The following is a 25,361-nucleotide window of genomic DNA, read 5'->3' as shown; positions in this document are numbered from 1 at the left end:
AATTGGAGATTCGTTTTCAGACAGATGTCGGCAAACGTCGCAACACAAACCAAGATTTTGCAGCAACCTATGTAAATAAAGCCAATGTGACATTGGCCTTGCTTGCCGATGGCATGGGGGGCCACCAAGCCGGAGATGTCGCTAGCCGTCAAGCAGTCAGTGAGATCGGCACCGCTTGGGAACAGACAGAGCTGACAGACAGTGAAAAAACTGCCCAATGGCTGATCCAAAAAATCCAAGCAGAAAGCCAAGTGATTTTCCAAAAAGGACAAGAACAAGAAGAACTTAGCGGCATGGGCACCACGATCATTGCTGTGGCCTTATTAGGCGACCAGTTTACGATTGCCAATGTCGGGGACAGCCGTGCCTATCTTTTACGCAATCAAGTGCTGACCCAAATCACAGAGGACCATTCACTGGTCAATGAATTGGTGAAGTCAGGACAAATCACAGCAGAAATGGCCTTGAATCATCCTCGCAAAAACGTTTTGACCCGCTCGATCGGCATGCCAAGCGAAGTCGAAGTCGATGTGGCGATCCACTTTATTGCAGACGGGGATTATTTGCTGCTGTGTTCAGACGGATTGACCAACATGGTCTCAGATGAAGAGATCACAGCAACGATCCAAGAAACCCCTGTGCTGGAAGAAGCAGTGCAATCATTGATCGATCAAGCCAACGAACGCGGCGGTGTCGACAATATCACGGTATTATTGATTAAAGTTGGAGGAGAGCGCCCATGATCGAAATTGGGAAGAAGATAAACGGCCGATACAAAATCATCGGCAATATCGGCAGCGGCGGAATGGCAAATGTGTTTTTGGCGCATGACTTGATCTTAGACCGTGAAGTGGCAATCAAAGTGCTTCGTTTTGACTTCCAAAACGACCAAAGTGCGATTCGGCGCTTTCAACGAGAAGCATTGGCGGCGACTGAGCTGGTTCATCCCAACATCGTAACCGTTTATGATGTCGGCGAAGAAGACGGCATGCAGTTTTTGGTGATGGAATATGTCAAAGGGATGGATCTCAAGCGCTATATCCAAACGCACTATCCAGTACCTTATTTGCAGATCGTTGATATCATCCAACAAATCTTATCAGCGGTAGCGCTGGCCCATCAACACCGCATCATTCACCGGGACCTAAAGCCCCAGAATGTGCTGATCAATGAAGACGGCGTGGTGAAAATCACCGATTTTGGGATCGCGATCGCCCTATCAGAAACATCGATTACCCAAACCAACTCGATGCTAGGCTCGGTGCATTATCTTTCACCAGAACAAGCACGAGGCAGTATGGCGACCAATCAATCAGATATTTATGCGATTGGGATCATTCTCTATGAAATTTTAACCGGCAAAGTACCTTTTGATGGCGAATCAGCCGTAACGATCGCCCTGAAACATTTCCAAGATGAGATCCCTTCGATTCGGATCTATGACAAAAATGTTCCGCAATCGCTGGAAAACGTCGTATTGAAGGCAACCGCTAAAGAACCGGCGGATCGGTACAAAACTGCCGATGAAATGCGAGCGGATCTTGATACTGTATTGTCACCTGACCGACTCAATGAACCGAGATGGGAACCTCATGCCCTGATGGATGAAACGAGAGTGCTGACCCCTGTAGAAGCAGCCCAAGTTGAAATGCCGCCAGTGGAAGAACCCGTGGCAGAAACGGCTGCGGATCAAGCCGAAGAATCAGCGAAACCGAAAAAGAAAAAACGCAAACGCTGGCTGCTGCTGCCGGTCATTATGGTGATCGCACTGCTAGGTATAGGCAGTTACTTCCTATTCGGCGGTGGTCGGGGGGATGTAGCGATTCCTGAAGTCAACGGCCAGACAGAAGCGGCCGCTCGGGCCGAACTGGAAGCCGCTGGCTTGCAAGTGGCAGACGAGGTAGAAGAAATCGAAGACGATGAAGTCGAAGCAGGCAATGTCGTCAAGACCGATCCGCCAGAAGGCAATGAAGTCAAAAAGAATTCCGTCGTGACCCTCTACATCAGTAGCGGAACGAAGAAAATCACCCTTGATGACTATGAAGGTCGCTCCTTTGATGATGTCAAAAAAGAGTTGATCGATTTGGGCTTTGATGAAGACAGAATCAAAGAAGAGCTAGAGTCGTCAGATGATGTCGATGAAGGGGATATTATCAGTCAATCACCAGCAGCAGGGCGGGAAGTTTCCCCAGCAGAAGACGAAATCACCTTTAAGGTCAGCTCCGGACCAGATAGCTTCGCAATGGACAACTATTATGGCATGACAGAGGCAGATGCACGAGCAGCATTGACTTCTCGTGGTGTCGACCGATCACAGATCGAAGTGAACTATCAATCTAGCAGTCAACCATCAGGCACGATCATCGCCCAAGCACCCGCAACAGGTGAAACGGTGGTGACTTCCCAAACGACCATCACTTTGACGGTCAGCAGTGGGCAGGAAATGGTCAATGTACCAAGAATCGTTGGGAAAAGCCAAGCCGATGCAGAAGCAGACTTGAATGAAGCGGGATTGGACTCGACTTTTGAGGAAGAGGACGGCTATAATGACTCGGTACCAGCTGGACATGTTGTCCGTGTCTCTCCAGGTGCTGGAACCTCCGTCGAAGTTGGCTCTACTGTAACGGTCACGATCTCTAGAGGACCTGAACCAGATGATTCGTCCTCATCGACGCCAAGCAGTAGTTCAGATGATTCCTCTGATTCAAGCGCTACGAGTGAAAGTAGCTCAGAAAGTGATTAGAAACTAGCTAAAACCAAATACTTTAACCAAGCAGCCTTCGGGGACCAAAGAATTCTCTTTTTGTTCCCCGTCCAGCTGCTTGTTTTTGTTTCTAAACCTTATAGTGAGGCATAGGTGTCTTTAAAATTTCCTTTAGTCCTGCCATTTGTGCAAGCGTACATCTTTCCAAGGATTCAAAAATTGGGTATAATGAAGGTCAGAATTAGTCAAGGGAGGGAATGAATTGAGTCATCACAATACTTCCGATTTGATTGAAGCATATTTGAAGAAAATTCTTGAAGATAGTGAAACCATTGAGATTCGTCGCGCGGAAATGGCAAATTTGTTCAACTGCGTGCCCTCACAAATAAACTACGTGATCAATACCCGCTTCACCGTTCAAAGAGGCTATGCGGTTGAAAGCAAACGCGGCGGGGGCGGCTATATTCGGATCGAAAAAGTCAAAATCACGGACAGCCACCACTACTTAAAAGAAATGAATCAACTATTCGATGAAACCATCTCGGAAAAAGATGCGTATGCAATAATCCAGAAACTTTATGAGGAAGGAATCCTGTCCAAGCGAGAAGGCAACTTATTATTGACCGTCATCGCGAAAGCAGTTCTAGGACGTTCTCCTTATGAAAATAGAACACGAGCTGATTTGCTCCATGCAATTCTAGAACGATTAAGTTACGAAGACAGGAAGTGAAAGAGATGGATGAATTATTCACCCAACGCGCGAAAGCCGTTTTGGCTATCGCCCAAGAAGAAGCAAAATACTTTAAGCACCAAGCGGTAGGTTCTGAACATATTCTATTGGCACTGGTCATTGAACAAAACGGGATCGCCGGCAAAACGTTACGGGAAATGAATATCACAGAAAACGATATTCGTGAAGAAATCGAACATTTAACAGGGTACGGCACCGTTCGTCAATACCCAGAAAATGCCTATCTCGCGTATTCACCACGAGCAAAACATACATTTGCTTATGCAGGGGATGAAGCCAAGCGTTTAGGGGCACCGCAGATTGGTACCGAACATCTATTATTAGGCTTATTAAGAGACGAAGACATTTTGGCTTCTCGAATCATGCTGAATCTCGGCTTGAGTCTCGCGAAAATGCGTCAGCTTTTGAAGAAAAAAATGGGCTTCAATGAAAGCAAAACCAACGGAAGTGCTGGTCGTCGTCGTCCAGCCCAAGCCAAAGCGCAGCAAGGAACACCGACCTTGGATTCCTTAGCCCGTGATTTGACCAAATTAGCCCGTGAAAAACGGTTGGATCCTGTTGTCGGTCGTGCCAAAGAAGTCAAACGCCTGATCCAGATCCTTAGCCGTCGGACCAAAAACAACCCTGTTCTTGTGGGGGAACCTGGTGTTGGGAAAACCGCGATCGCCGAAGGCTTAGCCCAAAAAATCATCAATGGGGAAGTCCCAGAAGACATGCAAAACAAACGCTTGATGATGCTGGACATGGGGGCTTTAGTTGCCGGAACGAAATATCGTGGGGAATTTGAAGACCGAATGAAAAAAATCATTGATGAGATCTATCAAGATGGTCAAATCATCTTATTCATTGATGAATTGCATACACTGATTGGGGCCGGCGGAGCAGAAGGGGCGATTGATGCCTCGAATATTCTGAAACCAGCCTTAGCCCGTGGGGAATTGCAAACCATCGGTGCCACGACACTAGATGAGTACCAAAAATACATTGAAAAAGATTCTGCATTAGAACGCCGTTTTGCCCGGGTGCAAGTTGACGAACCGACACCAGAAGAAGCGGAAGAAATTTTACGGGGCTTGCGTCCTCGTTATGAAGAACATCATGGGGTGGAAATTTCTGATGATGCGTTACACGCCGCTGTGCAACTGTCCGTGCGTTACATCAATTCGCGCCAATTACCAGATAAAGCCATCGATTTGATGGATGAATCAGCTGCCAAAGTGCGTTTAGACAAAACCGATGAAAGTTCAGAATTGGCAGATCTGCAAAACGAGATCGCCAACTTGATCGAAGAAAAAGAAGCCGCTATTCGTCAGCAAGATTTTGAAGCAGCAGCTCGTTTACGGATCAAGGAAAAGAAATTGACCCAACAGCTGACGGAAGTAGCGTTTATGGAAGTCAAAGAAGCATCAGGCTATGCCGATAGTGTTACTGCAGAAGATGTTGCTACGGTCGTTTCCCAATGGACCGGCGTACCTTTGCAGCAGATGGAGAAAAAAGAAAGCGAACGCTTGTTGGATCTTGAAAAGATCTTGCATCAACGGGTAGTTGGCCAAGAAGAAGCAGTCAAGGCAGTCGCTCGTTCGATCCGCCGCGCCCGCAGTGGGTTGAAAGATCCGAACCGTCCAATTGGTTCCTTCATGTTCTTAGGCCCGACCGGTGTCGGGAAAACCGAGCTTGCCAAAGCCTTAGCAGAAGCGATGTTTGGTAGTGAAGATGCCTTGGTTCGTGTCGATATGTCCGAATTTATGGAAAAATACAGCACGAGCCGTTTGATCGGTTCACCGCCAGGCTATGTCGGCTACGATGAAGGTGGGCAATTGACGGAAAAAATCCGTTCAAAACCATACTCCGTCATCTTATTGGACGAGGTGGAAAAAGCCCATCCCGATGTCTTCAATATCCTCTTGCAAGTGCTAGATGATGGTCATTTGACGGATGCCAAAGGTCGGAAGGTCGATTTCCGCAACACGATTTTGATCATGACCTCTAATATCGGTGCCCAACAAATCCGCGAAGAAAAAAGCGTTGGGTTTAATGTCACTGATTTAACGAAAGATCACCAAGCGATGCAAAAACGGATCTTAGAAGAGCTGAAAAAAGCCTTCCGTCCAGAGTTCTTGAACCGTGTGGATGAAACAGTGGTCTTCCAATCCTTAGGTGAAGGGGAGATCCACGAGATCGTGAAGATCATGAGCAAAGCGATCATCAAACGATTAGGCAACCAAGACATCCAATTGAAGATCACGCCATCTGCCATTGATGTGATCGGTAAAGCTGGTTTTGATCCAGAATATGGGGCACGGCCGATTCGTCGGGCCTTGCAAAAAGAAGTCGAAGACCGTTTAAGTGAAGCACTCCTATCAGGACAAATTCATTTAGGTGACAAAGTGACGATCGGTGCTTCCAAAGGATCGATCACCCTCAATGTCAAAGAGGGACAAGCACGGGTCTTGCAACAAGTTTAAGTCGAGCCAATAACGGCAGTGGCGTTTCTATGGTCGAGCAATCGGCATCCATAGGAACGCCGCTTTTTTGTCATGCTATGTCTAGTAGTGATCAAGAAGTATCCACTGATTATGATTGATGATTCACAAAAAAATATCCTTCTAAATAGCTTTATGACAACGATTGATTAATGAGCAAAGCGCTATTCGTGAAAAAAAGAGTAACGAGACCTCTTGGAAAGAATCCTGCTGTGTGATACTATGAATGAGTTGAAAAAAGGAGGAGTATTATGGTTGAGATTATCGCCACGGTGGAATCGATCGAGCAAGCACAGCAGCTGATCCCTTATGTTGATACATTGTTTTTTGGAGAAGAGACATTTGGGCTGCGCCTACCGGCCTCTTTTTCTCGTGAAGAGCAAATCAGACTGATCGACATGGCCCACGAAGCTGGAAAGAAAGTGACGATCGCGGTCAATGGCATCATGCACCCAGAAAAAATGAAGCTGATTCCAGAATACCTAGCATTTCTGAAGACCAATCAAGCCGATCAAATCGCTCTCGGAGATCCTGGGATCATTTACCGCATGAAGCAAAATCCAGAATGTGCCTTGCCATTTATCTATGCAGGGGAAACCTTAGTAACAAGCGCTCGTCAAATCAATTTTTGGGGACAAAAAGGGGCAAGGGCAGCCGTTTTAGCGCGAGAAGTTCCTTTCGAGGAAATGAAAATCATGGCCCCGCAACTAAATATTCCTGTGGAAGTATTGGTTTATGGTGCGACCTGCATTCACCAATCGAAGCGTCCGCTTTTACAAAATTATTATAACTATACCCAACAATCGGAAGGAAAGAACCACGACCGGGGGTTGTTTTTATCCGAACCGAAAAAAGAAGAAACCCACTATTCCATTTATGAAGATAGCCACGGTACGCACATTTTTGCCAATAACGACATTAATTTGCTGCTGCAGCTGGCGGAATTAGCCGAAACAGGCTTTCAAACCTGGAAGTTGGACGGAATCTATACACGAGGGGCAGCCTTTGTGGCAATTGCTAAACTGTTTGCCCAAGCCAAGACCCTTGTAGAAAGTGGGGAGTGGCAAGCAGAGCAAGCTGCTGTGCTCAGTGAACAAGTTGCCCAACTTCATCCGGCAGAACGTGGGTTAGACACTGGATTTTATGCCATCGATCCTGACGATATCAAGTAAGGAGCAAGAACAAATGACCGTTAAACAAGCATTGAAACGACCAGAAGTGTTAGCACCAGCTGGTACGTTAGAAAAATTAAAAACAGCGATCCACTATGGCGCTGACGCTGTCTATATAGGCGGCAATGCCTATGGCCTACGGAGTCGCGCGGGAAACTTTACCTATGAAGAAATGGCGGAAGGGGTAGCTTTTGCCAAAGCCCACAACGCAAAAGTTTATGTAGCAGCCAACATGGTGACTCATGAGGGCAATCAAGAAGGTGCAGGGGAGTTCTTTCGGGAATTGCGAGATGTCGGTATTTCGGCCGTGATTGTTTCTGATCCAGCTTTGATCCAGATCTGCGCAACAGAAGCGCCGGGTCTACCGATCCATTTGTCCACCCAAGCCAGTGCCACGAACTATGAAACGTTGGAATTTTGGCGAGAAGAAGGCCTAGAACGGGTAGTCCTCGCCCGGGAAGTGTCGATGGAGGAAGTCGCTGAAATCCGCAAAAATACCAGCGTGGAGATCGAAGCCTTTATTCATGGCGCCATGTGTATTTCGTATTCTGGCCGTTGTACTTTGTCCAATCATATGTCGATGCGAGACGCTAATCGCGGCGGCTGTTCGCAATCTTGCCGCTGGAAATATGATCTGTTTGACATGCCCTTTGCAACGGAACGAAACAGTTTGACCAAGAATGGGACAGTGGAAGAAGAATTCTCCATGAGTGCCGTGGATATGTCGATGATCGAACATATCCCTGATCTGATTGAAAACGGCGTGGATAGTTTCAAAATCGAAGGCCGCATGAAATCGATCCACTATGTTTCAACCGTGGCGAACGTTTATAAAGCAGCCGTGGACAGTTACATGGCCGATCCAGAGAACTATGTCTGCAAACAAGAATGGATCGATGAACTGTGGAAAGTTGCGCAGCGCGAGCTTGCGTCAGGCTTTTACTATGATACCCCGAGTGAAAATGAGCAGTTGTTTGGTCCACGTCGGAAAATTCCACAATACAAGTTTATTGGGGAAGTCATGGCATATGATCCGGCAACGAAAACAGCTACGATCCGGCAACGGAACCACTTTTCCGTCGGCGATGAAATCGAATTTTACGGTCCCGGATTCCATCACTTTCACCAAACCGTCGAAGTCATGTATAATGAAGACGGTGAATCCATCGATCGTGCACCAAATCCTATGATGCTGCTGACGATGCCGGTCAAAGAACCGGTGGAAGTCGGAGACATGATTCGGAAGAAAAAATAAGGTCGAGAGTTTCTCTCGGCTTTTTTTGTTGAATCAATCCAGCCAAAAAGGATCGATGAGAACATAGACAATCTTAAGGAGGAAACAACAAATATGGAAACATACGACTACATAGTAATTGGCGGCGGCAGCGGCGGGATCGCCTCAGCCAATCGAGCAGGAATGCACGGCGCCAAAGTATTATTGATCGAAGGCAATGAATTAGGCGGCACCTGTGTCAATGTCGGCTGTGTGCCGAAAAAAGTTATGTGGCAAGCCAGTGAGATGTTAGAAATGATCAAGCGGGACGCAACTAGCTACGGCATTTATCCACATGTGGATAAATTTAATTTTACTGAGCTTGTGGATAACCGTGAAAAATACATTGATTTTTTACACACAGCCTATCAAAAAGGCTTAGACAGTAACAATGTAGAAGTTATCCACGGTTATGCACAGTTTGTGGATAACCACACGGTTACCGTCAATGGGGAAAACTACCATGCAGCAAACATTTTGATTGCCACCGGTGGAAAACCTAGCGCGATGAATATTCCCGGCGGTGAGTACGCCATTGACTCGAATGGTTTTTTTGCGTTGCGAGAAGCACCAAAGCGTATGGTCGTCTTAGGGGCAGGCTACATCGCAGCCGAAATCAGCGGGGTCAGCCAACAGCTGGGCAGCCAAGTGGCTTGGGCGTACCGCAAAGAGCGGCCATTACGAACCTTTGACAAGATGCTTGCGGATAATCTCGTGGAGATGTACCAAGAATCAGGAATCGAAACTTATGCAGGCTACGTTGCCTCTCGTATCATTAAAGAAGGTGACGAGTATCTCGTTCACTTTGAAAATGGCGAAACCTTGACCGGCGATTGCGTCCTTTTTGCTGGTGGTCGCGTGCCGAATACGGATAAGTTAGGTCTGGAAAACACCGATGTCCAATTGGATGAAAAAGGGTTTATCATTGTGGACAAATATCAAAATACCACAGCTGACTCGATTTTTGCAGTGGGCGATGTCATTGGAAAATTAGATTTAACCCCGGTTGCGATCGCCGCCGGTCGTCGCTTGTCTGAACGCTTGTTCAACGGTCAAAGCGATGCGTACTTGGATTATCACTTAGTGCCGACGGTCATCTTTACGCATCCACCGATTGCCACGATTGGTTTATCCGAAGAAGCAGCCTTGGCAAAATATGGCCAAGAGCAGATAAAGGTGTACCGTTCGCGCTTTACACCGATGTACTTTGCTTTAAATGAGTATCGCCAAAAATGTGAGATGAAATTGGTGTGCTTAGGAGAAGAAGAAAAAATCATCGGTCTGCACGGCATCGGGATCGGTGTCGATGAAATGTTGCAAGGCTTCGCTGTAGCCATCAAAATGGGTGCTACGAAAGCAGACTTTGATCAAACCGTTGCCATTCATCCGACGGGGTCAGAAGAATTTGTGACGATGCGTTAACTAATAAATAGAAGAAAAAACGAGCAGGGAAAACGAATTGATCGTTCTTCCCTGCTCGTTTTTATGAAAGGAAGCGGCTGTATTGTTCAGCCGCTTATCTTGAAGCACCTAGTTTCTTTATTTTTCGACATCGTAAGCGATGTAGTGAGTGTTTAAAAGCTGGGCGACATGGATATTTTCTGAAGTACTGCCGCCGCCATGGGAACCGCAACCTAGAGTCAAGGAAGGATTTAAGTTCGTGGTGCCCCCGATGGCTCCTAAAGCTGCTTGGGTATTGACTAAGATTCGGGCAGAAGGGATCGCCAGCCCAAATTCACGAACAAAGGTATCGTCTTTGGTATGAACGACAGCGGTGTGTCCAGCACCTTGGATCTTTAGCAATTCTTGGCAAAAACGAATACCTTCCTCGGCATCAGCCACGGTATAAAAAGCCAGGATCGGCGAAAGTTTCTCCCGTGCATAGGGATTGTCCTTAGCGATGGCCGTCTGTTCCGAAACGAGGATTTTCGTATCAATTGGGACCGATAGACCACTCATTTCGGCAATTTTAACTGCTGGCTGACCGATGATCCGGGGATTCAGACCGCCCTCAGCCGTGGTGATAAAATCAGCCAGCTTTTCGGACTCTTCTTGATTCAAAAAGTAGCCGTGATTTGCTTTCAATTCAGAGATCACTGCCTCTTTGATCGATTGCTCAACGACTAATGCCTGTTCAGAGGCGCAGATTGTCCCATAATCGAAGGTTTTGCTACGGATGATCTGCTCAACGGCTTTCGCGATGTCCGCAGATTTTTCGAGCAGTGCCGGGGTATTACCAGGGCCGACACCGATGGCTGGATTGCCCGAAGAATATGCGATTCGAACCATCGCTTTTCCACCAGTAGCCAAGATTAGATCGGTATCAGGATGTGCCATCAACTTTTGGGTATCCTCAATCGTCGGTTCTTCTAGTAATTGAACCAAATCGATCGGCAATCCGCATCCTTGCAGTACCTCTTTAAAGAGGGACACGGTCTCCTTGATTGCCTGCAGCGCTCGGGGATGAGGGGACAAGATGATCGCATTTTTCGTTTTCAATGCCAAAAGTACTTTAAAAATCGTGGTGGATGTAGGATTGGTGGAAGGGATCAAGGCAACTAGGACACCCAATGGCGTAACGATTTTCAGCATCTTTTTCTCAGGCATTTCCTCTACGATCCCGACCGTCGGCATATCTTTGATACTGTTATATAATATTTCACTGGCAAATAAATTTTTGATGTTTTTATCTTCTGCGTTTCCAAAGCCGGTTTCTTCCTGTGCCAATTTTGCTAAGTGCATCGAGTGGCTGGTCAGTTTCTCTGCAGCTTTCCCCACCACGTAATCAACCGTTTCTTGCGAGGCAGTACGATAAAGTTCTTGGGCGTCTGACGCTTGCTTCATTAAGGAATCAACCAGTGTTAAGGGGCTGTGCACTGTTGTCTCTGTCATCATATCAATCATCCTCCTTGTTTTTTATACTTTAATTATATGCGAAAGTAAGCGTTTTCTTTAGGAGGGTTCTATGCTGTTTCAGGACAATTTTATCCAAGATTGTTATATTTTTAACATGCGTCAGTATTGTTCACAAAAAGAAACAAATTTAATTGTAAATGACTAAATATGATATAATTTGAAAAAGAGAACACGGAAAGGAGTTGCTTTCATGTGCTACATTTTAGTTGCCACCCCAGATGAAAAGGAACGAAATCAGATAAAACAAGTGGTCAGAAAAGATTTTTTTAACGCCACGCTCTTGCAAGATGCTTGGACAATGGCTGAAACGGTAGCGATCGCTGGGAAAGTACACGTTGATATCCTCATCTTGTCAATCTCTAATGAGGCTGAAGATCCTTTTTATTGGACAGCCGAAGTCATGAAAAAACAGCCGAACATCAAACTGATTTTGATTGATGAGACGAAGAACTTCGACAACCTTCATCGCTCACTGCGCTGCGGAGCCATCGATTACTTAGTGCGGCCTTTAAGCAAGCAAGAGCTTCAGCACAGTATCCATCGTAGTATTCTCTCGTTGAATCAAATTTCCCTATTGCACTACTCCACGTCAGCGATCACTGATAATATTGCTGAACAAGTCAATCAGATCATTGAATACATCCATCTCAACTATCAAGAGCCGATCACCTTAGATGTCCTTGCTGCTTTCAGCCACATGCATCGCAACTATATCAGCCGGATTTTTAAAGAAGCCACTGGGATGACTTTTACTAAATATTTGACGTTTTATCGAATAGAACAAAGCAAAAAGCTGCTGGTTACTACAGAGGATTCCATTGCTGCTATCGCTGAACAAGTGGGGTATGATGATGCGGGTTATTACGCCCGGATCTTCAAACGTGAAACCAGCTATACACCGAACCAATACCGCAAAACCTTTACCTCTTCCTATGTTGCTGCAGATTTAGTGTTTGCCCAAAGAGAAATGAGTTCATGAGGGATTCCCTTGCTCAACTAAAAAAGCATGATCGCTTTTGGCTGCGACCATGCTTTTTGGTGTTCGTTCATTAGATCAATTGCTTCGCCCAAGGATCTGAGCAGTGATCTGATAAAGATATGTTTTGGTTTCATCTTTGGTCTCAGGCAATTTCTGGATCGCTTGCAAAGCTTTTTTCGTGTAGTCGGCAGCGAGTTTCTTGGCTTCGTCAATCCCGGCGCTTTCTTGGACGATCCGATAGACTTCATGGGTATCCGCCTCAGTCATGGCAGCTTGTTTTTCCAGCAGTGGCAACAGTTGTTGGCGGTCATTTTTCAATGCCATCAACAGCGGCAAAGAATAGACGCCTTGCCGAACATCTTCCAATACTGGTTTTCCTAAGGCAGTCGCATCTTGACTGTAATCCAAGACGTCATCCATGATTTGAAAGGCAAGGCCAATGGCTTCGCCGATCTCACGGGCTTGATTGGCAAAGCGCAAGGAGGTGCCGCTTTCGTAAGCCCCGATAAAGCAGCTTAAGGCAAACAATTCAGCGGTTTTGCCGCGAATGTTTTCTAAGTAATCCTCGACGGTGACGGACAAATCGTATCGTTTGCTCATTTGCCCTAATTCGCCGGCGAGGATTTTTTCCATACTACGGGAATTCATTTGCAAGCTTTTCATGGAGCTAGCATAATCCGCCATCAATTTGAAGCAGCAGACGAAGAGGTAATCACCAGCATAGACAGCGACATCGTTGCCAAATTCGGAACGAATGGTCGGCAGCTTGCGTCGGGTGTCCGCATGATCGACGATATCGTCGTGGATCAGCGAAGCAGTGTGGAGCATCTCGATCGAAGCCGCCAATGCGACGGCTTTTTCGCGATCTTTGTCGCTGCCATAAGCAGAAAAGAGCAGCTGATAAGCAGGACGCAGCAGTTTTCCACCTGAATGGATCATGGACAGGATCGCTTGTTCGACCTCTTTGTTTTTTAGTTTTAATGATTTTTCCATCAATTGCAAGGAGGCAGATAAGTCAGCTTGCAGTGCTGGATACTCTTGCCACATGGAATGAAGTTTCATAATTAACTCCTTTATTCTGAATCCGAGCGCCATTTGACTTTGGTCTGGCGTTCATAATCAATTTGAAAACGGCGCAGTGTTTCGACACGACGCAGCAAGTAGTTGGCGGCGATCCCGATAGCGATCCCAGACAAGATCCCAAAGAAAGACAGGACCGGCAAGTAGAGCATCACGCTCCAGGATTGAGCGATCCATGAGGCAGTGATCAACTGTCCGACGTTGTGTAAGAAACCTCCGGCCGCACTAATGCCGATGATACTGACACGCTTAGGCCCCAACTGTTTCACCAAAGACATCCCAAAGTAGCTCAGTAAGGAACCACTCATACTATATAAGAAGGTTGAAACCGTTCCTCCTAGTAACGTCGTTAAAATCAGTCTTAGCCAAATCAAGAGAAAGCTGTCTTTTTTCGGCATGGTGAACAAAGCAATAATGGTAATTAAATTTGCCAAACCTAGTTTCGCACCAGGCGCAAAGGCAAATGGATAAGGGATCATATTTTCAACTAAACCAATCACGACCCCTTGGGCGACCAGCAGTGAGATGAAAATTATTCGTTGTAATCGACTCATAAGCAAACGATCAATAGATTAGATCGTCGGTCTCACTCCCATCTGCGGCTTGGATTTCGATCACCAATTTATGAGGTAGACAGACGATGGTTTCCCCATTTTTACTGGCCCAGCCACGGCGGACACAAATCTGGTCGCCGCAATCAGCTTCCTTGATTCGGATCCGATCGCCTTCGATCTCCAGTAAATTGGTATCCCCGTCTTCATCTTCATAAAGATAGGTGTACGCTTTTTGACCTTCAACTAAGTCAAAACGTTTGATTTCTGTCCCATCGACCCGTAAGACGGCTTCTTTGTCAGCCGTTTGCGTCTGGCCAAAAATAAAAATCGGTAAAAAAGAGCTGAGGATCAAAACAAGTATGATGACGCCATCCCATGGTTTTAAATGGGCATCGCGGATAAATTCTTTTAGTTTCATCAAAAAAGACTCCTGTTCTTTCATGTGATGTGTCTCATTCTAGCATAAGAAGACAAGATTCTACTAGCTGAATCCTCAATAATCCACCGATTTCTGTGCAAGGACAATCAAGAAAAAGTTCTGTACTTGGAAAGAGACCAAGACACTGATTGAAAATCAGAATGTCTTAGTCTCATGAAGTCGTACAGGTATTCTATTTTGCTGGCTTATTTATTGCCATATAAGGAGCGAGGGGTACCGTACCACCATTTTCCAAGGGTACGTTGCAACCATGGGATTACCCAACGGTCTAAACCGACTGCGCGTCCTGAACCGTTCATCAAGGCAAATGCAACTGGAATGAACCAGATGTTTACCCAGTAGAACATACCAGACATACAGAAAGTCAACACTAAAACGATAGTCGTTGCGTTTACTAACCAAGTGAAGAGACCAGCCATCAATGCAAGAGCTAAAGCAATTTCAAAGAAGACCATGAATTTTTGGAAGAACATTGCAACGTCGTTGTTTGGCATAATAAATTGCATAACTTTTGTGAACCAGTCAGGTGATTTTTCGATCACGATCATTGGTTGTTCCCCGTAAGCATAGCTCAAACCGAAGTGTGCGGCTTGTGTCGCTGCATCGGCTGCTTCGCCGGCACCACTAGCGGCACTTGCTGCATCGGCTGCTTCACTAGCACCACTTGCTGCATCAGCGACTGTTTGATATTCCCAAGTCCAAGGGAATACGCTGTTGCCTTGGAACCAAGAACCTTCACCGAACCAAGTACCAGGTTTGAAGACTTCCCCATTCGTACCTAAAATTTTCTTGAAGGCTTCAACGAACCAGACAAGACCATAGAAAATACGAAGCGGAACACTCCACAAGACGTTACCGTAACGAGACGTGTGACCACGAGCGACTGTCCGGTCATCTTTGATGTGGAAGATTTCATGCATCAAGTATTGGAACATGTAGTAACCAGAACGAATATCAAAGAAGTATTTCAAGTTAACGATGTGCTTCATAATGATCGCTAAGAAACCGCTCAGGTGAATCTTATTGAATAAGTTCGCCACGCCCCATTTGGCACCGATCGAAACCATAAATCCTTGGTAGTTTCCTTTGAATTTATGTTTTTCGCCGCCTTTGATGGCTGAAACGATGTTCGTTGCTGCAGTGTGACCTGTTTGTTCAGCTGCTTGCACGATTTGTGGTGTTGGTGTATTCGGGAATTCTTCGAAGTAAACCAAGTCACCAATAATATAGATGTTTTTGTCTTCGTAGCCTTTTGCTTCCATGTACTCATTGGCAACTAGACGGAAACCACGGGCTGTTTCTAAACCGAAATCAGCAGCATCGCTAGTTCCTTTGACACCGGCAGTCCAGATCAATGTGTGGGTTGGGATCGTTGAACCATCTTTTAGTTTGATGTGGTCAGGTGCCACTTCAACGATTGGTGCATTCAAGACAAGATCAACATTGTTTTTCTTCAAGTAGCGTTCTGCTTTGGCTGCATCGTTACGATCAAGCATGTTCAAGATCGTTGGCATTGCTTCAACGACTTTCAAGCTGATTTCACTTGGGTCCAATTTATAATCGGAAGCTAAACGATCTTTCCAATCGATCAGTTCACCGATCATTTCGATCCCGGTAAATCCAGAACCACAAACGACAAAGGTCAACATTGCTTTGCGTAATGCTGCATCTGGTTCGATCGCTGCTTTTGCGACAGTTTTTTCAATGTGTTCGCGAATACGGACAGCATCGTCAAATGACCATAAAGTAAAGCCGTTTTCTTTAACACCAGGTGTACCAAAGTCATTCGGTTCGCCACCCATCCCTAAAATCAAGTAGTCAAATGAATAGCTACCTAATTTTGTTTGGACGGTTTTATTTTCTTTATCGATCCCAGTTACTGTATCGGTTACTAAACGAACATTTTTCTTGCGTGAGAACAAGCGCTGCAAGTCATATTGAATTGCGGTAGGTTCTACACGTCCTCCAGCGACTTCATGCAGTTCAGTCATCATCGTATGATAAGAGTGACGGTCGATCAATGTTATCTCAACATCATTGTCTTTTTTCAATTTCTTTGCCATGTACTTCGTAGCAGAAACGCCTGCATAACCGGCACCGACAACGACAATGTTTTTCTTTGCCATTGCAAATCTCTCCTTAATAAAAATAATCTATGATAATAATTACACAATCGTTCCTATTATATAGACAAATGGTTCATTTGTCTAACGATTCTGATGAAAAAAACGCATATTTCCTGAAATTCGTGAAAACTTGCGAAAATCAAAAAATAAGTCCTTTTTCCGTAAAAAAGCGGAAAGGAAGCGGTTGACATATCGTAAATTTACTTTACAATGTTAGGTGTATCACAAACTTTTTTGTGGGGAAAATAAACAAGTAAAAGGTGGATAATTATGAAAGCAAAGAAATTGATTGTAGGTATGGCGGTATTTTCATTCTCAGCAATGTTGTTAGGGGGTTGCGGAGCAGATGACAATAACACAGCTTCTTCGTCAACTAGTGAAAGTACATCACAAACTTCTGCAAGCGATTCAGCATCAACAGAAAGCACGGAAGCAACCATTGTTGCGGGCGAGCCAATGCAAGATGGGACGTATCGTTTAGAAGAAAAGAACTATAAAAACGACTACCGTGTCACATTTGAGATCACAGTCAAAGACGGCAAAATCGTTGAATCAAAATATGACAACGTGAATGCTGATGGCGAATCAAAAACAGAAAACACTGAATACAATGAAACTATGAAAGAAAAAGCAGGCATCAGTCCAGAAGAATTTATTCCTAAATTCAATGAAGAATTAGTTGCCGCACAAAGCCCTTCTTCAATCGAAGTAGTTTCTGGCGCGACTCATTCCTTTGATTCCTTCCAAAACTATGCACAACAATTGATCCAAGCGGCGCAAGCAGGCAACACGGATACCATTGAAATCGACAACGGTGCAGACTTGCAAGACGGAACCTATACATTAGAAGAAAAGAACTACTCAAACGGTTACCGCGTGGTCTTCTCAATGACTGTGGCTGACGGCAAAATCGCTGAATCAAACTACGACTACCTAAACGAAGCCGGCGAGTCGAAAAAAGATGATGCATCATACAACGAAAACATGGAAGCTAAATCTGGTACAAGTCCAGAAGAATTCATTCCAAACTTCAATGAAGCTTTTGTTTCTGCAGTCAATGCCGAAGATGGTTCTGTTGCTGATATGGACGTTGTTTCTGGTGCAACCCACAGCTTCCACAGCTTTGTTATCTATGCACAACAATTGTTGAATGCAGCTGAAAAAGGTGACCAAACAACAATTGAAGTCGATAACTTCGTTACTGAATAATCACAACTTTTTTGAATGAAGAGGACAGCATTCGTTTTGAATGCTGTTTTTTTTGTGGACAACCATGAGAGGGGGAAAGTTCGTGCAAAAAAAAGCAATCTGGTGAGTACTTTTTTTAAAAAGAAATGGGTTCTTTAATGATGGAAAGCATCGATTAAGGATTCCTAAAATACCTTGAGAAATCACGGAATGCCCCTTTTCATTCTGCCAAAAAAAGGCTATTATATGAAGGTTGAAGACAATAGAAAAGAGGAAAATCATGAAAAAGAAAGTAACGTTTTTTCTGATGTTTGTTTTTTTAGGCACAATGTTGGCAGCTTGTGGCAGTAATCAGGAAGCAACGACGCTGCGGGAAGAACCATATTTTCAAGAAGAATTTTTATTAGGCACTTATACTCGAATCCGCATTTATGATGAAGGCAAAGAGGACGCTATGAAGCCAGCCTTTGACCGCATCAGAGAATTAGGCGATAAAATCACCATCAACCAAGCAGGATCAGAGATCGATGAAATCAATGCGCAAGCTGGCATCAAACCAGTGAAGGTTTCGGATGATATTTATTATTTGCTAAAAGAAGCTTACGATTACAGTGTGAGATCAGAAGGCGGCTTTAATATGGCCATCGGTGCCATCACCCAATTATGGCGAATCGGCTTTGATGATGCCCGCAAGCCAGAGCAATCTGAGATCGATGAAGCATTGAAACATATCAATTATGAACAAGTCGAGTTTAACGATGAAGATCAAACCGTTTATTTAAAAGACAAGGACATGATCCTTGACCTTGGGGCGATCGCTAAAGGCTATATCACGGACGAAGTCGTCAAAGTGTTGAAGGACAATGGCGTGACTTCCGCGATCGTCGATTTGGGCGGGAATGTCTATGTGTTAGGTCATAGTAACCGTGGCACAGATGAGCCATGGAATGTCGGAATCCAAGACCCGAACAAATCTCGCGGCTCGATTATCGGTAGTATCAAAGAAACCAATAAAACAGTGGTTACTTCAGGGATCTACGAACGCTACTTAGAAGTAGACGGCAAAACGTATCACCATATTTTTGATTCTGAGACTGGCTATCCTTACGATAGCGATGTAGCAAGTGTGACTGTGATCACCGACAAATCCATCGATGGTGACGGGTTGACTACGGTGGCGTTTGATAAAGGGGTCAAAGAAGGCTTGGCTTATATCGAACAGCATACCGAAAAGGGGACCGATGCGATCTTTATCACAAAAGAAGATAAAGTGTATGTAACCGACGGTATCAAAGATACCTTTGAACTTTCAGAGGAATCAGGCTACACGATGGGTGATCGTGCTGATTTAGAATAGGAGGAGTGAAAGATGTCTCTTTCAGTGTTTTTAGAAGTAGTGGAGATCCGTACCAAAGTGGCCAGTGTCTTCCCCTTCATTATGGGTGTGTTGTTCTCGTTGGTGTATTTTCATGAATTTCATCCGTTGAATACCGCAATCTTTTTTCTGGGGATGTTGCTGTTTGATTTGACGACGACGTCCATCAACAATTATATGGATTTCAAAAAAGCCAAATCAGAAACCTACAAATACCAGCACAATGTGATCGGGCGAGAAAACATCTCAGAAGCTACTGTTCGCAATTTGATTTTTGCGATGTTGGCAGGAACCTTGTTAATTGGTCTTTACTTGTCGTTTGTCACTGGCTGGTTGCTGCTAGTGATGGGGTTGGTCGTTTGCTTTATCGGAGTCTTTTATACCTTTGGCCCCATTCCGTTATCGCGGATGCCTTTAGGCGAGGTGTTCAGCGGCGTAACGATGGGGTTAGGGATTTTTGCCATCACGATCTATATCAATACCATTGATCAAAAAGTTTTTTATCTGGCACTGGATTTTGCGAACGGGACCTTTGGCTTAGTGGGGAACCTCTGGGCCGTTTGTGCGATTGTGTTGGCATCCTTGCCATTGATTTTCACGATTGCTGACATCATGTTAGCCAATAACTTACGGGATCTGGAAGCCGATATCGAAAATCACCGCTACACACTGGTGTACTACATCGGTCGCGAAGCAGGTATCCGTCTGTTTCAAGGAATGATGCTAGCTTCCTACGCCGCTATTTTATTGGGCCTCTTGTTTGGTCTCTTCCAATGGCCTATTTTGCTCGTGTTTCTGACACTGCCGAAAATCCACCAAAATTTGAAAGAGCATCAAGCTAGCCTGCCCCACCCACGTAGTTTCGGCTATTCGATTAAGAACATGATTTTATTCAACAGCAGCTATGCCTTAGGCTTGCTTTTCTGTCTGTTGTGGCAATTGCTTTAAAAAAAAGATCGACCCGCTCTTGAAAGAGCAGGTCGATCTTTTTATGTGGGGAATGAAATAGCGCATAAAAACTGTAGAAAAGACATGATAAAAGAACGAGCATGATACTTATTATGAAAAGATGAGGCTCACTTTTTCCGCGAAATTGATCGTAGCAGTAAAGTTTGTTTGGGAGCTGCCTAGGTTGCTTTTTATTTAACCCCTCGGAATAAGCAGGTCTGTTTATGGAGTGTTTGTGTTTACGCTTGCTGTGACTGGTTATCTACGAAAGCAGCATCAATACCGTTCCAAACTGATTTCTCCAGAAGAAAGCACCTTGCGCTCCGTCGCTGTTTCCACCACTAATTCACCGGTGTTGGTAATGTCTTTGGCGATCCCTTCATAGGTCACACCTTGTTGCGTAAATTGAACGGTGCGGCCCAAAACGAAGGATTTCTGCCGATAGCGGGCCATATAATTCATGTCAGGCAGTTGCGCTAACAATTGGAAGAACCGACGCCAAATTTCTTGGATCAACGCGGCCCGAGAAAAGGTTGGATACTCTTCACCAGGAAAGAGTGAGGTCGCTTTTTCCCGAATCTCTGCTGGAAACTGCTGTTGCGGAATTGAAAAACTGATGCCGATACCGATCACAACCGAAGTAATACGGCCTGTCTCAAAGTCACTGGTTGCTTCAGACAAAATACCGCAGATTTTTTTTCCATCTAAGTACAGATCGTTGACCCACTTAATGGCCGTTTCCTTCATTAGAAGGGCATCGATGGCTTCGGCAACTGCTACCGCCGCCAGAACGGTATATTGCGGCAATTCTTGAAACGCTTGGTTTGGTTTTAAAAGCAAGCTCATATAGATCCCTTGTTTTTTCGGTGAGAAAAACGGTCGTTCGAAGCGGCCATGACCGCCTGTTTGCGTTTCGGTCAAAAAAAGGGCGGGGGTTGCCAGACCACTATCCAAAGCGGCAATCTTGGCTTCTTTCATGGTGGATTCAACAGCTTCCTTGATTTGAATCGTGGGAATCATCGGCAAGGCTGCCGCAAGTGCTGCTTGATCGTATCGATCATCCGAGACAAAGCGATAGCCGTTGGCCAAGTGTTCGAAATGATAGCCTTCTTTCTCGAGTTCTTTAATGGCTTTCCAGACTGCGGTGCGGGAGATCGACAAAGCTTGGGCTAGTTTCTCTCCAGATAGCACAGTATCTTCTTTTTGTAATAAGGTCAGTATTTTTTCTTTTGTCGTCATAAGGATATCCTTCCTAATGTTTCACGTGTAACGTTTTCGTTAGCATAGCAAGAAATCGGCAAAAAGCAAAGTAGTTTCTTACGAAAAACCGTCCACACCAGCCTTGTTTTTTTCTTTAGAAAATCTTAGGAAATGGGTGCGCCAGAAAAGCATTGTAACTTCCAATGAAAGCTTGACAGAGAAGTGCTTCATCTGTATAATAAGGAGTTGCAAAAACTATCTGAACGAAAAAAGCAGAAACGAAATATTGTCCGTTTCGGCTTAGGAATAAGGAAACAAAAGTAGAAAATGCCCAATGCATCCGTTCTATTTTTGGTTTTTTTTTGCCTAAAAGCCGCAAAAAATGCTTTCTGTAACCTACATTTAATATTTGTTACAGTTTTGTAAATAATCGGATAGCCTTTTTGAAAGACTTTATGAAGAGGTGAAGAGCTTGGCTGGACACGTAGTAAAATACGGAAAGCATCGCGAACGTAGAAGTTTCGCACGGATCAGTGAAGTATTAGAATTACCGAATTTGATTGAAATTCAAACCGACTCTTACCAATGGTTCCTAGATGAGGGCCTAAGAGAAATGTTTGAAGATATTTTGCCAATCGAAGGATTCAACGGTAACTTGTCCCTAGAATTTGTGGATTATGAATTGAAAGAACCAAAGTATACAGTAGAAGAAGCCCGTGCCCATGATGCAAACTATTCGGCACCATTACATGTTACTTTGCGTTTGACGAACCGTGAAACTGGGGAAATCAAATCCCAAGAAGTATTCTTTGGTGATTTCCCATTAATGACTGAACAAGGAACCTTTATCATCAACGGGGCAGAACGGGTTATCGTTTCTCAGTTGGTCCGCTCTCCAGGTGTATATTTCCATGGCAAAGTCGATAAAAACGGCAAAGAAGGCTTTGGTTCAACTGTTATCCCTAACCGCGGTGCGTGGTTAGAAATGGAAACTGATGCCAAAGATATCTCTTACGTACGGATTGACCGTACCCGTAAAATTCCTTTGACGGTCTTAGTCCGTGCCCTAGGGTTTGGTTCTGATGACACGATCTTTGAAATTTTCGGCGACAGTGAATCATTGCGCAACACGATCGAAAAAGACTTGCATAAAAACGCAAGCGATTCTCGTACCGAAGAAGGATTGAAAGATGTTTACGAACGTCTTCGTCCAGGCGAGCCAAAAACAGCAGACAGCTCACGCAGCTTGCTGAACGCACGTTTCTTCGATCCAAAACGTTACGACTTAGCAAATGTTGGTCGTTACAAAGTAAACAAAAAATTAGACTTGAAAACACGTCTATTGAACTTGACCTTAGCAGAAACCTTGGTTGACCCTGAAACAGGCGAGATCATTGTTGAAAAAGGCACTGTTTTGACTCACCAAGTCATGGAAACACTAGGCGCATTTATCGATAATGGCCTAAACAGTGTAACGTACTATCCATCAGAAGATGGGGTCGTTACCGAACCAATGACCGTCCAAGTCATCAAAGTCTTTTCACCAAAAGATCCAGAACAAGAAGTCAACGTGATCGGTAATGGCTATCCAGATACTGCCACACGTACCGTTCGTCCAGCAGACATCATTGCTTCAATGAGCTACTTCTTCAACTTGATGGAAGGCATCGGCAATGTCGATGACATCGACCACTTAGGAAACCGTCGGATTCGTTCTGTTGGTGAATTATTGCAAAACCAATTCCGGATCGGGCTTGCTCGGATGGAACGTGTCGTTCGTGAACGCATGTCGATCCAAGATACCGAAACCTTGACACCGCAACAATTGATCAATATTCGTCCAGTTGTCGCAAGTATCAAAGAATTCTTTGGTTCTTCTCAGTTGTCACAGTTCATGGACCAAACAAACCCACTGGGTGAGTTGACCCATAAACGTCGTCTATCTGCCTTAGGACCTGGTGGTTTGACCCGTGACCGTGCCGGCTATGAAGTCCGAGACGTTCACTATTCCCACTATGGCCGTATGTGTCCGATCGAAACGCCTGAGGGACCAAACATCGGGTTGATCAACAGCTTGGCCTCTTATGCCAAAGTCAACAAGTATGGCTTCATTGAAACACCATACCGTCGAGTTGACCGCGAAACAGGCCGTGTTACAGACAAAATCGATTACTTGACTGCCGATACCGAAGACCACTACGTTGTGGCCCAAGCAAACAGCTTGTTAAATGAAGACGGCTCTTTCGTAAACGACGTTGTTATGGCGCGTGCTACTTCTGAAAACTTGGAAGTATCGATCGATAAAGTCGACTACATGGACGTATCACCAAAACAAGTAGTCGCAGTCGCAACCGCATGTATTCCTTTCTTGGAAAACGATGACTCCAACCGTGCCTTGATGGGTGCCAACATGCAGCGGCAAGCTGTACCATTGATCAATCCGAAAGCACCTTGGGTTGGTACTGGTATGGAATACAAATCAGCACATGACTCAGGAGCTGCTTTGTTATGTAAACATGATGGGATCGTAGAATACGTGGATGCAGCCGAAGTGCGCGTTCGTCGTGACAATGGCGCATTAGACGTTTATTCTGTTACCAAATTCCGTCGTTCAAACTCAGGAACCAGCTACAACCAACGTCCATTAGTGGCACTTGGTGAAAAAGTGGAAAAAGGCGACATCTTAGCAGATGGCCCATCTATGGAACAAGGCGAAATGGCACTAGGACAAAACGTCTTAGTCGCATTCATGACTTGGGAAGGGTACAACTATGAAGATGCCATCATCATGAGCCGTCGTTTGGTGAAAGATGATGTTTACACTTCTGTCCATATTGAAGAATATGAATCAGAAGCCCGCGACACAAAATTAGGACCTGAAGAAATCACTCGCGAAATCCCGAACGTAGGGGAAGACGCATTGAAAGATCTAGACGAAATGGGGATTATCCGCATTGGTGCGGAAGTCAAAGATGGCGATCTGCTTGTTGGGAAAGTCACTCCAAAAGGGGTAACGGAACTTTCAGCAGAAGAGCGTTTGTTGCACGCAATCTTTGGTGAAAAAGCCCGCGAAGTGCGTGACACTTCTCTACGCGTGCCTCACGGCGGCGGCGGAATCGTCCACGATGTCAAAATCTTTACCCGCGAAGCTGGCGATGAATTGTCACCAGGTGTGAACATGCTGGTTCGCGTTTATATCGTTCAAAAACGGAAAATCCATGAAGGGGATAAAATGGCCGGACGTCACGGAAACAAAGGGGTCGTTTCTCGCATTATGCCAGAAGAAGACATGCCTTTCTTACCAGATGGCACACCAGTCGATATCATGCTGAACCCATTAGGGGTACCTTCTCGGATGAACATTGGACAAGTATTAGAGTTACACTTAGGAATGGCTGCGCGTCAATTAGGCATTCACGTGGCAACACCAGTCTTTGATGGTGCCAGTGATGAAGATGTTTGGGCAACGGTTGCTGAAGCAGGAATGGCCAGCGATGCCAAAACAGTGCTTTACGATGGACGTACCGGCGAACCATTTGATGGCCGCATCTCCGTTGGTGTCATGTACATGATCAAATTGGCCCACATGGTCGATGATAAATTGCATGCCCGTTCCATTGGACCTTACTCATTGGTTACGCAACAACCATTGGGAGGAAAAGCCCAATTTGGTGGACAACGTTTCGGAGAGATGGAAGTTTGGGCACTGGAAGCATACGGTGCTGCTTACACCTTGCAAGAAATCTTGACCTACAAATCAGATGACGTGGTTGGTCGTGTGAAAACATACGAAGCGATCGTCAAAGGGGAACCAATTCCAAAACCAGGTGTACCAGAATCATTCCGCGTATTAGTAAAAGAATTGCAATCACTGGGTCTAGACATGCGCGTCCTAGATATCGATGATGCAGAGATCGAACTGCGTGATATGGATGATGACGATGATGATTTAATCACCGTTGATGCCTTAACAAAATTTGCGGAGCAACAAACAGCCCGTGAATTAGAACAAAAAGCACAAACAGAAGCTAAAAATGCCGCCGACGCGTTGAACCAACAAATCGAGACAGCAGAAGATCGCTTGCAATAATAGACGGCCCTCGCTATTTCCGCCACTAGCGGAAATAGCCCCCGTTCTATCGGATATGTCCATGAAATGAAATGGAGGGAACC

General features: G+C 45.1%; 18 protein-coding genes. 12 read left to right on the top strand and 6 right to left on the bottom strand.

Annotated elements, in window-relative coordinates; all coding sequences use genetic code 11:
* Nucleotides 1–2: 2 nt before the first annotated feature.
* The 7 genes from IGK85_RS16225 (at nucleotide 3) to gor (ending at nucleotide 9,805) form a co-directional block, all read left to right on the top strand.
* The gene (locus IGK85_RS16225) at nucleotides 3–743 is read left to right on the top strand and encodes a Stp1/IreP family PP2C-type Ser/Thr phosphatase (protein ID WP_429972329.1); all 741 of its coding nucleotides are present in this window, start codon (nucleotides 3–5) and stop codon (nucleotides 741–743) included.
* The gene (pknB, locus tag IGK85_RS16220) at nucleotides 740–2,743 is read left to right on the top strand and encodes a Stk1 family PASTA domain-containing Ser/Thr kinase (RefSeq protein ID WP_008381718.1); all 2,004 of its coding nucleotides are present in this window, start codon (nucleotides 740–742) and stop codon (nucleotides 2,741–2,743) included. The genes IGK85_RS16225 and pknB overlap by 4 nt, the downstream gene beginning before the upstream one ends.
* A 223-nt stretch (nucleotides 2,744–2,966) precedes the next feature.
* On the top strand, nucleotides 2,967–3,434 hold the full coding sequence (locus tag IGK85_RS16215) for a CtsR family transcriptional regulator (RefSeq protein WP_005230319.1): 468 nt from the start codon (nucleotides 2,967–2,969) through the stop codon (nucleotides 3,432–3,434).
* Between the two features lie 5 nt (nucleotides 3,435–3,439).
* Nucleotides 3,440–5,920 (top strand): ATP-dependent Clp protease ATP-binding subunit, encoded by a 2,481-nt coding sequence (locus IGK85_RS16210; RefSeq protein ID WP_008381720.1) that lies wholly within the window; start codon nucleotides 3,440–3,442, stop codon nucleotides 5,918–5,920.
* A gap of 269 nt (nucleotides 5,921–6,189) precedes the next feature.
* The gene (locus IGK85_RS16205) at nucleotides 6,190–7,110 is read left to right on the top strand and encodes a peptidase U32 family protein (protein ID WP_008381722.1); all 921 of its coding nucleotides are present in this window, start codon (nucleotides 6,190–6,192) and stop codon (nucleotides 7,108–7,110) included.
* A 13-nt stretch (nucleotides 7,111–7,123) separates the two neighbouring features.
* A complete protein-coding gene (locus IGK85_RS16200; protein ID WP_008381725.1) occupies nucleotides 7,124–8,365 on the top strand; it encodes a peptidase U32 family protein in 1,242 nt (413 codons plus the stop codon).
* Between the two features lie 93 nt (nucleotides 8,366–8,458).
* Nucleotides 8,459–9,805: a glutathione-disulfide reductase gene (gor, locus tag IGK85_RS16195; RefSeq protein ID WP_005230323.1), complete on the top strand. Its 1,347-nt coding sequence runs from the start codon at nucleotides 8,459–8,461 to the stop codon at nucleotides 9,803–9,805.
* A gap of 117 nt (nucleotides 9,806–9,922) precedes the next feature.
* Here the strand turns inward: gor and IGK85_RS16190 are convergent, their stop codons facing one another.
* The gene (locus IGK85_RS16190) at nucleotides 9,923–11,275 is read right to left on the bottom strand and encodes an aldehyde dehydrogenase family protein (protein ID WP_237714967.1); all 1,353 of its coding nucleotides are present in this window, start codon (nucleotides 11,273–11,275) and stop codon (nucleotides 9,923–9,925) included.
* Nucleotides 11,276–11,489: 214 nt separating this feature from the next.
* Here IGK85_RS16190 and IGK85_RS16185 point away from each other — a divergent pair, with 214 nt between their 5' ends.
* Nucleotides 11,490–12,278, top strand: a complete 789-nt coding sequence (locus IGK85_RS16185) for a response regulator transcription factor (protein WP_008381730.1) — start codon at nucleotides 11,490–11,492, stop codon at nucleotides 12,276–12,278.
* Nucleotides 12,279–12,353: 75 nt separating this feature from the next.
* Here IGK85_RS16185 and IGK85_RS16180 read toward each other — a convergent pair whose 3' ends face one another.
* From IGK85_RS16180 to IGK85_RS16165, 4 genes are all read right to left on the bottom strand, one after another.
* Nucleotides 12,354–13,340, bottom strand: coding sequence for a polyprenyl synthetase family protein (locus IGK85_RS16180; protein WP_008381732.1), 987 nt, complete (start codon nucleotides 13,338–13,340; stop codon nucleotides 12,354–12,356).
* A gap of 11 nt (nucleotides 13,341–13,351) precedes the next feature.
* Complete coding sequence (locus IGK85_RS16175; protein ID WP_005232987.1) at nucleotides 13,352–13,912, bottom strand: Gx transporter family protein; 561 nt, start codon at nucleotides 13,910–13,912, stop codon at nucleotides 13,352–13,354.
* A gap of 10 nt (nucleotides 13,913–13,922) precedes the next feature.
* A complete protein-coding gene (locus tag IGK85_RS16170; protein WP_008381736.1) occupies nucleotides 13,923–14,330 on the bottom strand; it encodes a NusG domain II-containing protein in 408 nt (135 codons plus the stop codon).
* A 206-nt stretch (nucleotides 14,331–14,536) separates the two neighbouring features.
* On the bottom strand, nucleotides 14,537–16,477 hold the full coding sequence (locus IGK85_RS16165) for an NAD(P)/FAD-dependent oxidoreductase (protein WP_005230327.1): 1,941 nt from the start codon (nucleotides 16,475–16,477) through the stop codon (nucleotides 14,537–14,539).
* A 270-nt stretch (nucleotides 16,478–16,747) separates the two neighbouring features.
* Here IGK85_RS16165 and pplA point away from each other — a divergent pair, with 270 nt between their 5' ends.
* The 3 genes from pplA to menA all read left to right on the top strand — a co-directional run bounded on the left by pplA (nucleotide 16,748) and on the right by menA (nucleotide 19,988).
* Nucleotides 16,748–17,686, top strand: a complete 939-nt coding sequence (gene pplA / locus IGK85_RS16160) for an extracellular electron transfer flavoprotein PplA (RefSeq protein WP_008381738.1) — start codon at nucleotides 16,748–16,750, stop codon at nucleotides 17,684–17,686.
* A gap of 259 nt (nucleotides 17,687–17,945) precedes the next feature.
* A complete protein-coding gene (locus tag IGK85_RS16155) occupies nucleotides 17,946–19,022 on the top strand; it encodes an FAD:protein FMN transferase (RefSeq protein WP_005232994.1) in 1,077 nt (358 codons plus the stop codon).
* Between the two features lie 12 nt (nucleotides 19,023–19,034).
* On the top strand, nucleotides 19,035–19,988 hold the full coding sequence (menA, locus tag IGK85_RS16150; protein ID WP_008381742.1) for a 1,4-dihydroxy-2-naphthoate polyprenyltransferase: 954 nt from the start codon (nucleotides 19,035–19,037) through the stop codon (nucleotides 19,986–19,988).
* A gap of 276 nt (nucleotides 19,989–20,264) precedes the next feature.
* Here menA and IGK85_RS16145 read toward each other — a convergent pair whose 3' ends face one another.
* Complete coding sequence (locus IGK85_RS16145; RefSeq protein WP_008381744.1) at nucleotides 20,265–21,227, bottom strand: biotin--[acetyl-CoA-carboxylase] ligase; 963 nt, start codon at nucleotides 21,225–21,227, stop codon at nucleotides 20,265–20,267.
* Nucleotides 21,228–21,660: 433 nt separating this feature from the next.
* On the opposite strand from IGK85_RS16145, the gene rpoB reads away from it, so the two are divergent.
* The gene (rpoB, locus tag IGK85_RS16140; RefSeq protein WP_008381746.1) at nucleotides 21,661–25,278 is read left to right on the top strand and encodes a DNA-directed RNA polymerase subunit beta; all 3,618 of its coding nucleotides are present in this window, start codon (nucleotides 21,661–21,663) and stop codon (nucleotides 25,276–25,278) included.
* Nucleotides 25,279–25,361 lie beyond the last annotated feature (83 nt).

It is taken from the genome of Enterococcus sp. AZ015, assembly GCF_050499225.1.
Classification (GTDB): domain Bacteria; phylum Bacillota; class Bacilli; order Lactobacillales; family Enterococcaceae; genus Enterococcus_D; species Enterococcus_D entomosocium.
This window is presented reverse-complemented; position numbering and strand designations above follow the sequence as displayed.

What these genes read in the sequence shown, in the direction of transcription:
- gor (WP_005230323.1), top strand. Translation starts at nt 8,459, where the DNA reads ATGGAAACATACGACTACATAGTAATTGGCGGCGGCAGCGGCGGGATC.
- pknB (WP_008381718.1), top strand. Translation starts at nt 740, where the DNA reads ATGATCGAAATTGGGAAGAAGATAAACGGCCGATACAAAATCATCGGC.
- menA (WP_008381742.1), top strand. Translation starts at nt 19,035, where the DNA reads ATGTCTCTTTCAGTGTTTTTAGAAGTAGTGGAGATCCGTACCAAAGTG.
- IGK85_RS16190 (WP_237714967.1), bottom strand. Translation starts at nt 11,275, where the DNA reads ATGACAGAGACAACAGTGCACAGCCCCTTAACACTGGTTGATTCCTTA.
- IGK85_RS16210 (WP_008381720.1), top strand. Translation starts at nt 3,440, where the DNA reads ATGGATGAATTATTCACCCAACGCGCGAAAGCCGTTTTGGCTATCGCC.
- IGK85_RS16175 (WP_005232987.1), bottom strand. Translation starts at nt 13,912, where the DNA reads ATGAGTCGATTACAACGAATAATTTTCATCTCACTGCTGGTCGCCCAA.
- IGK85_RS16165 (WP_005230327.1), bottom strand. Translation starts at nt 16,477, where the DNA reads ATGGCAAAGAAAAACATTGTCGTTGTCGGTGCCGGTTATGCAGGCGTT.
- IGK85_RS16145 (WP_008381744.1), bottom strand. Translation starts at nt 21,227, where the DNA reads ATGACGACAAAAGAAAAAATACTGACCTTATTACAAAAAGAAGATACT.
- IGK85_RS16205 (WP_008381722.1), top strand. Translation starts at nt 6,190, where the DNA reads ATGGTTGAGATTATCGCCACGGTGGAATCGATCGAGCAAGCACAGCAG.
- IGK85_RS16185 (WP_008381730.1), top strand. Translation starts at nt 11,490, where the DNA reads ATGTGCTACATTTTAGTTGCCACCCCAGATGAAAAGGAACGAAATCAG.
- IGK85_RS16200 (WP_008381725.1), top strand. Translation starts at nt 7,124, where the DNA reads ATGACCGTTAAACAAGCATTGAAACGACCAGAAGTGTTAGCACCAGCT.
- IGK85_RS16180 (WP_008381732.1), bottom strand. Translation starts at nt 13,340, where the DNA reads ATGAAACTTCATTCCATGTGGCAAGAGTATCCAGCACTGCAAGCTGAC.
- pplA (WP_008381738.1), top strand. Translation starts at nt 16,748, where the DNA reads ATGAAAGCAAAGAAATTGATTGTAGGTATGGCGGTATTTTCATTCTCA.
- IGK85_RS16170 (WP_008381736.1), bottom strand. Translation starts at nt 14,330, where the DNA reads ATGAAACTAAAAGAATTTATCCGCGATGCCCATTTAAAACCATGGGAT.
- IGK85_RS16155 (WP_005232994.1), top strand. Translation starts at nt 17,946, where the DNA reads ATGAAAAAGAAAGTAACGTTTTTTCTGATGTTTGTTTTTTTAGGCACA.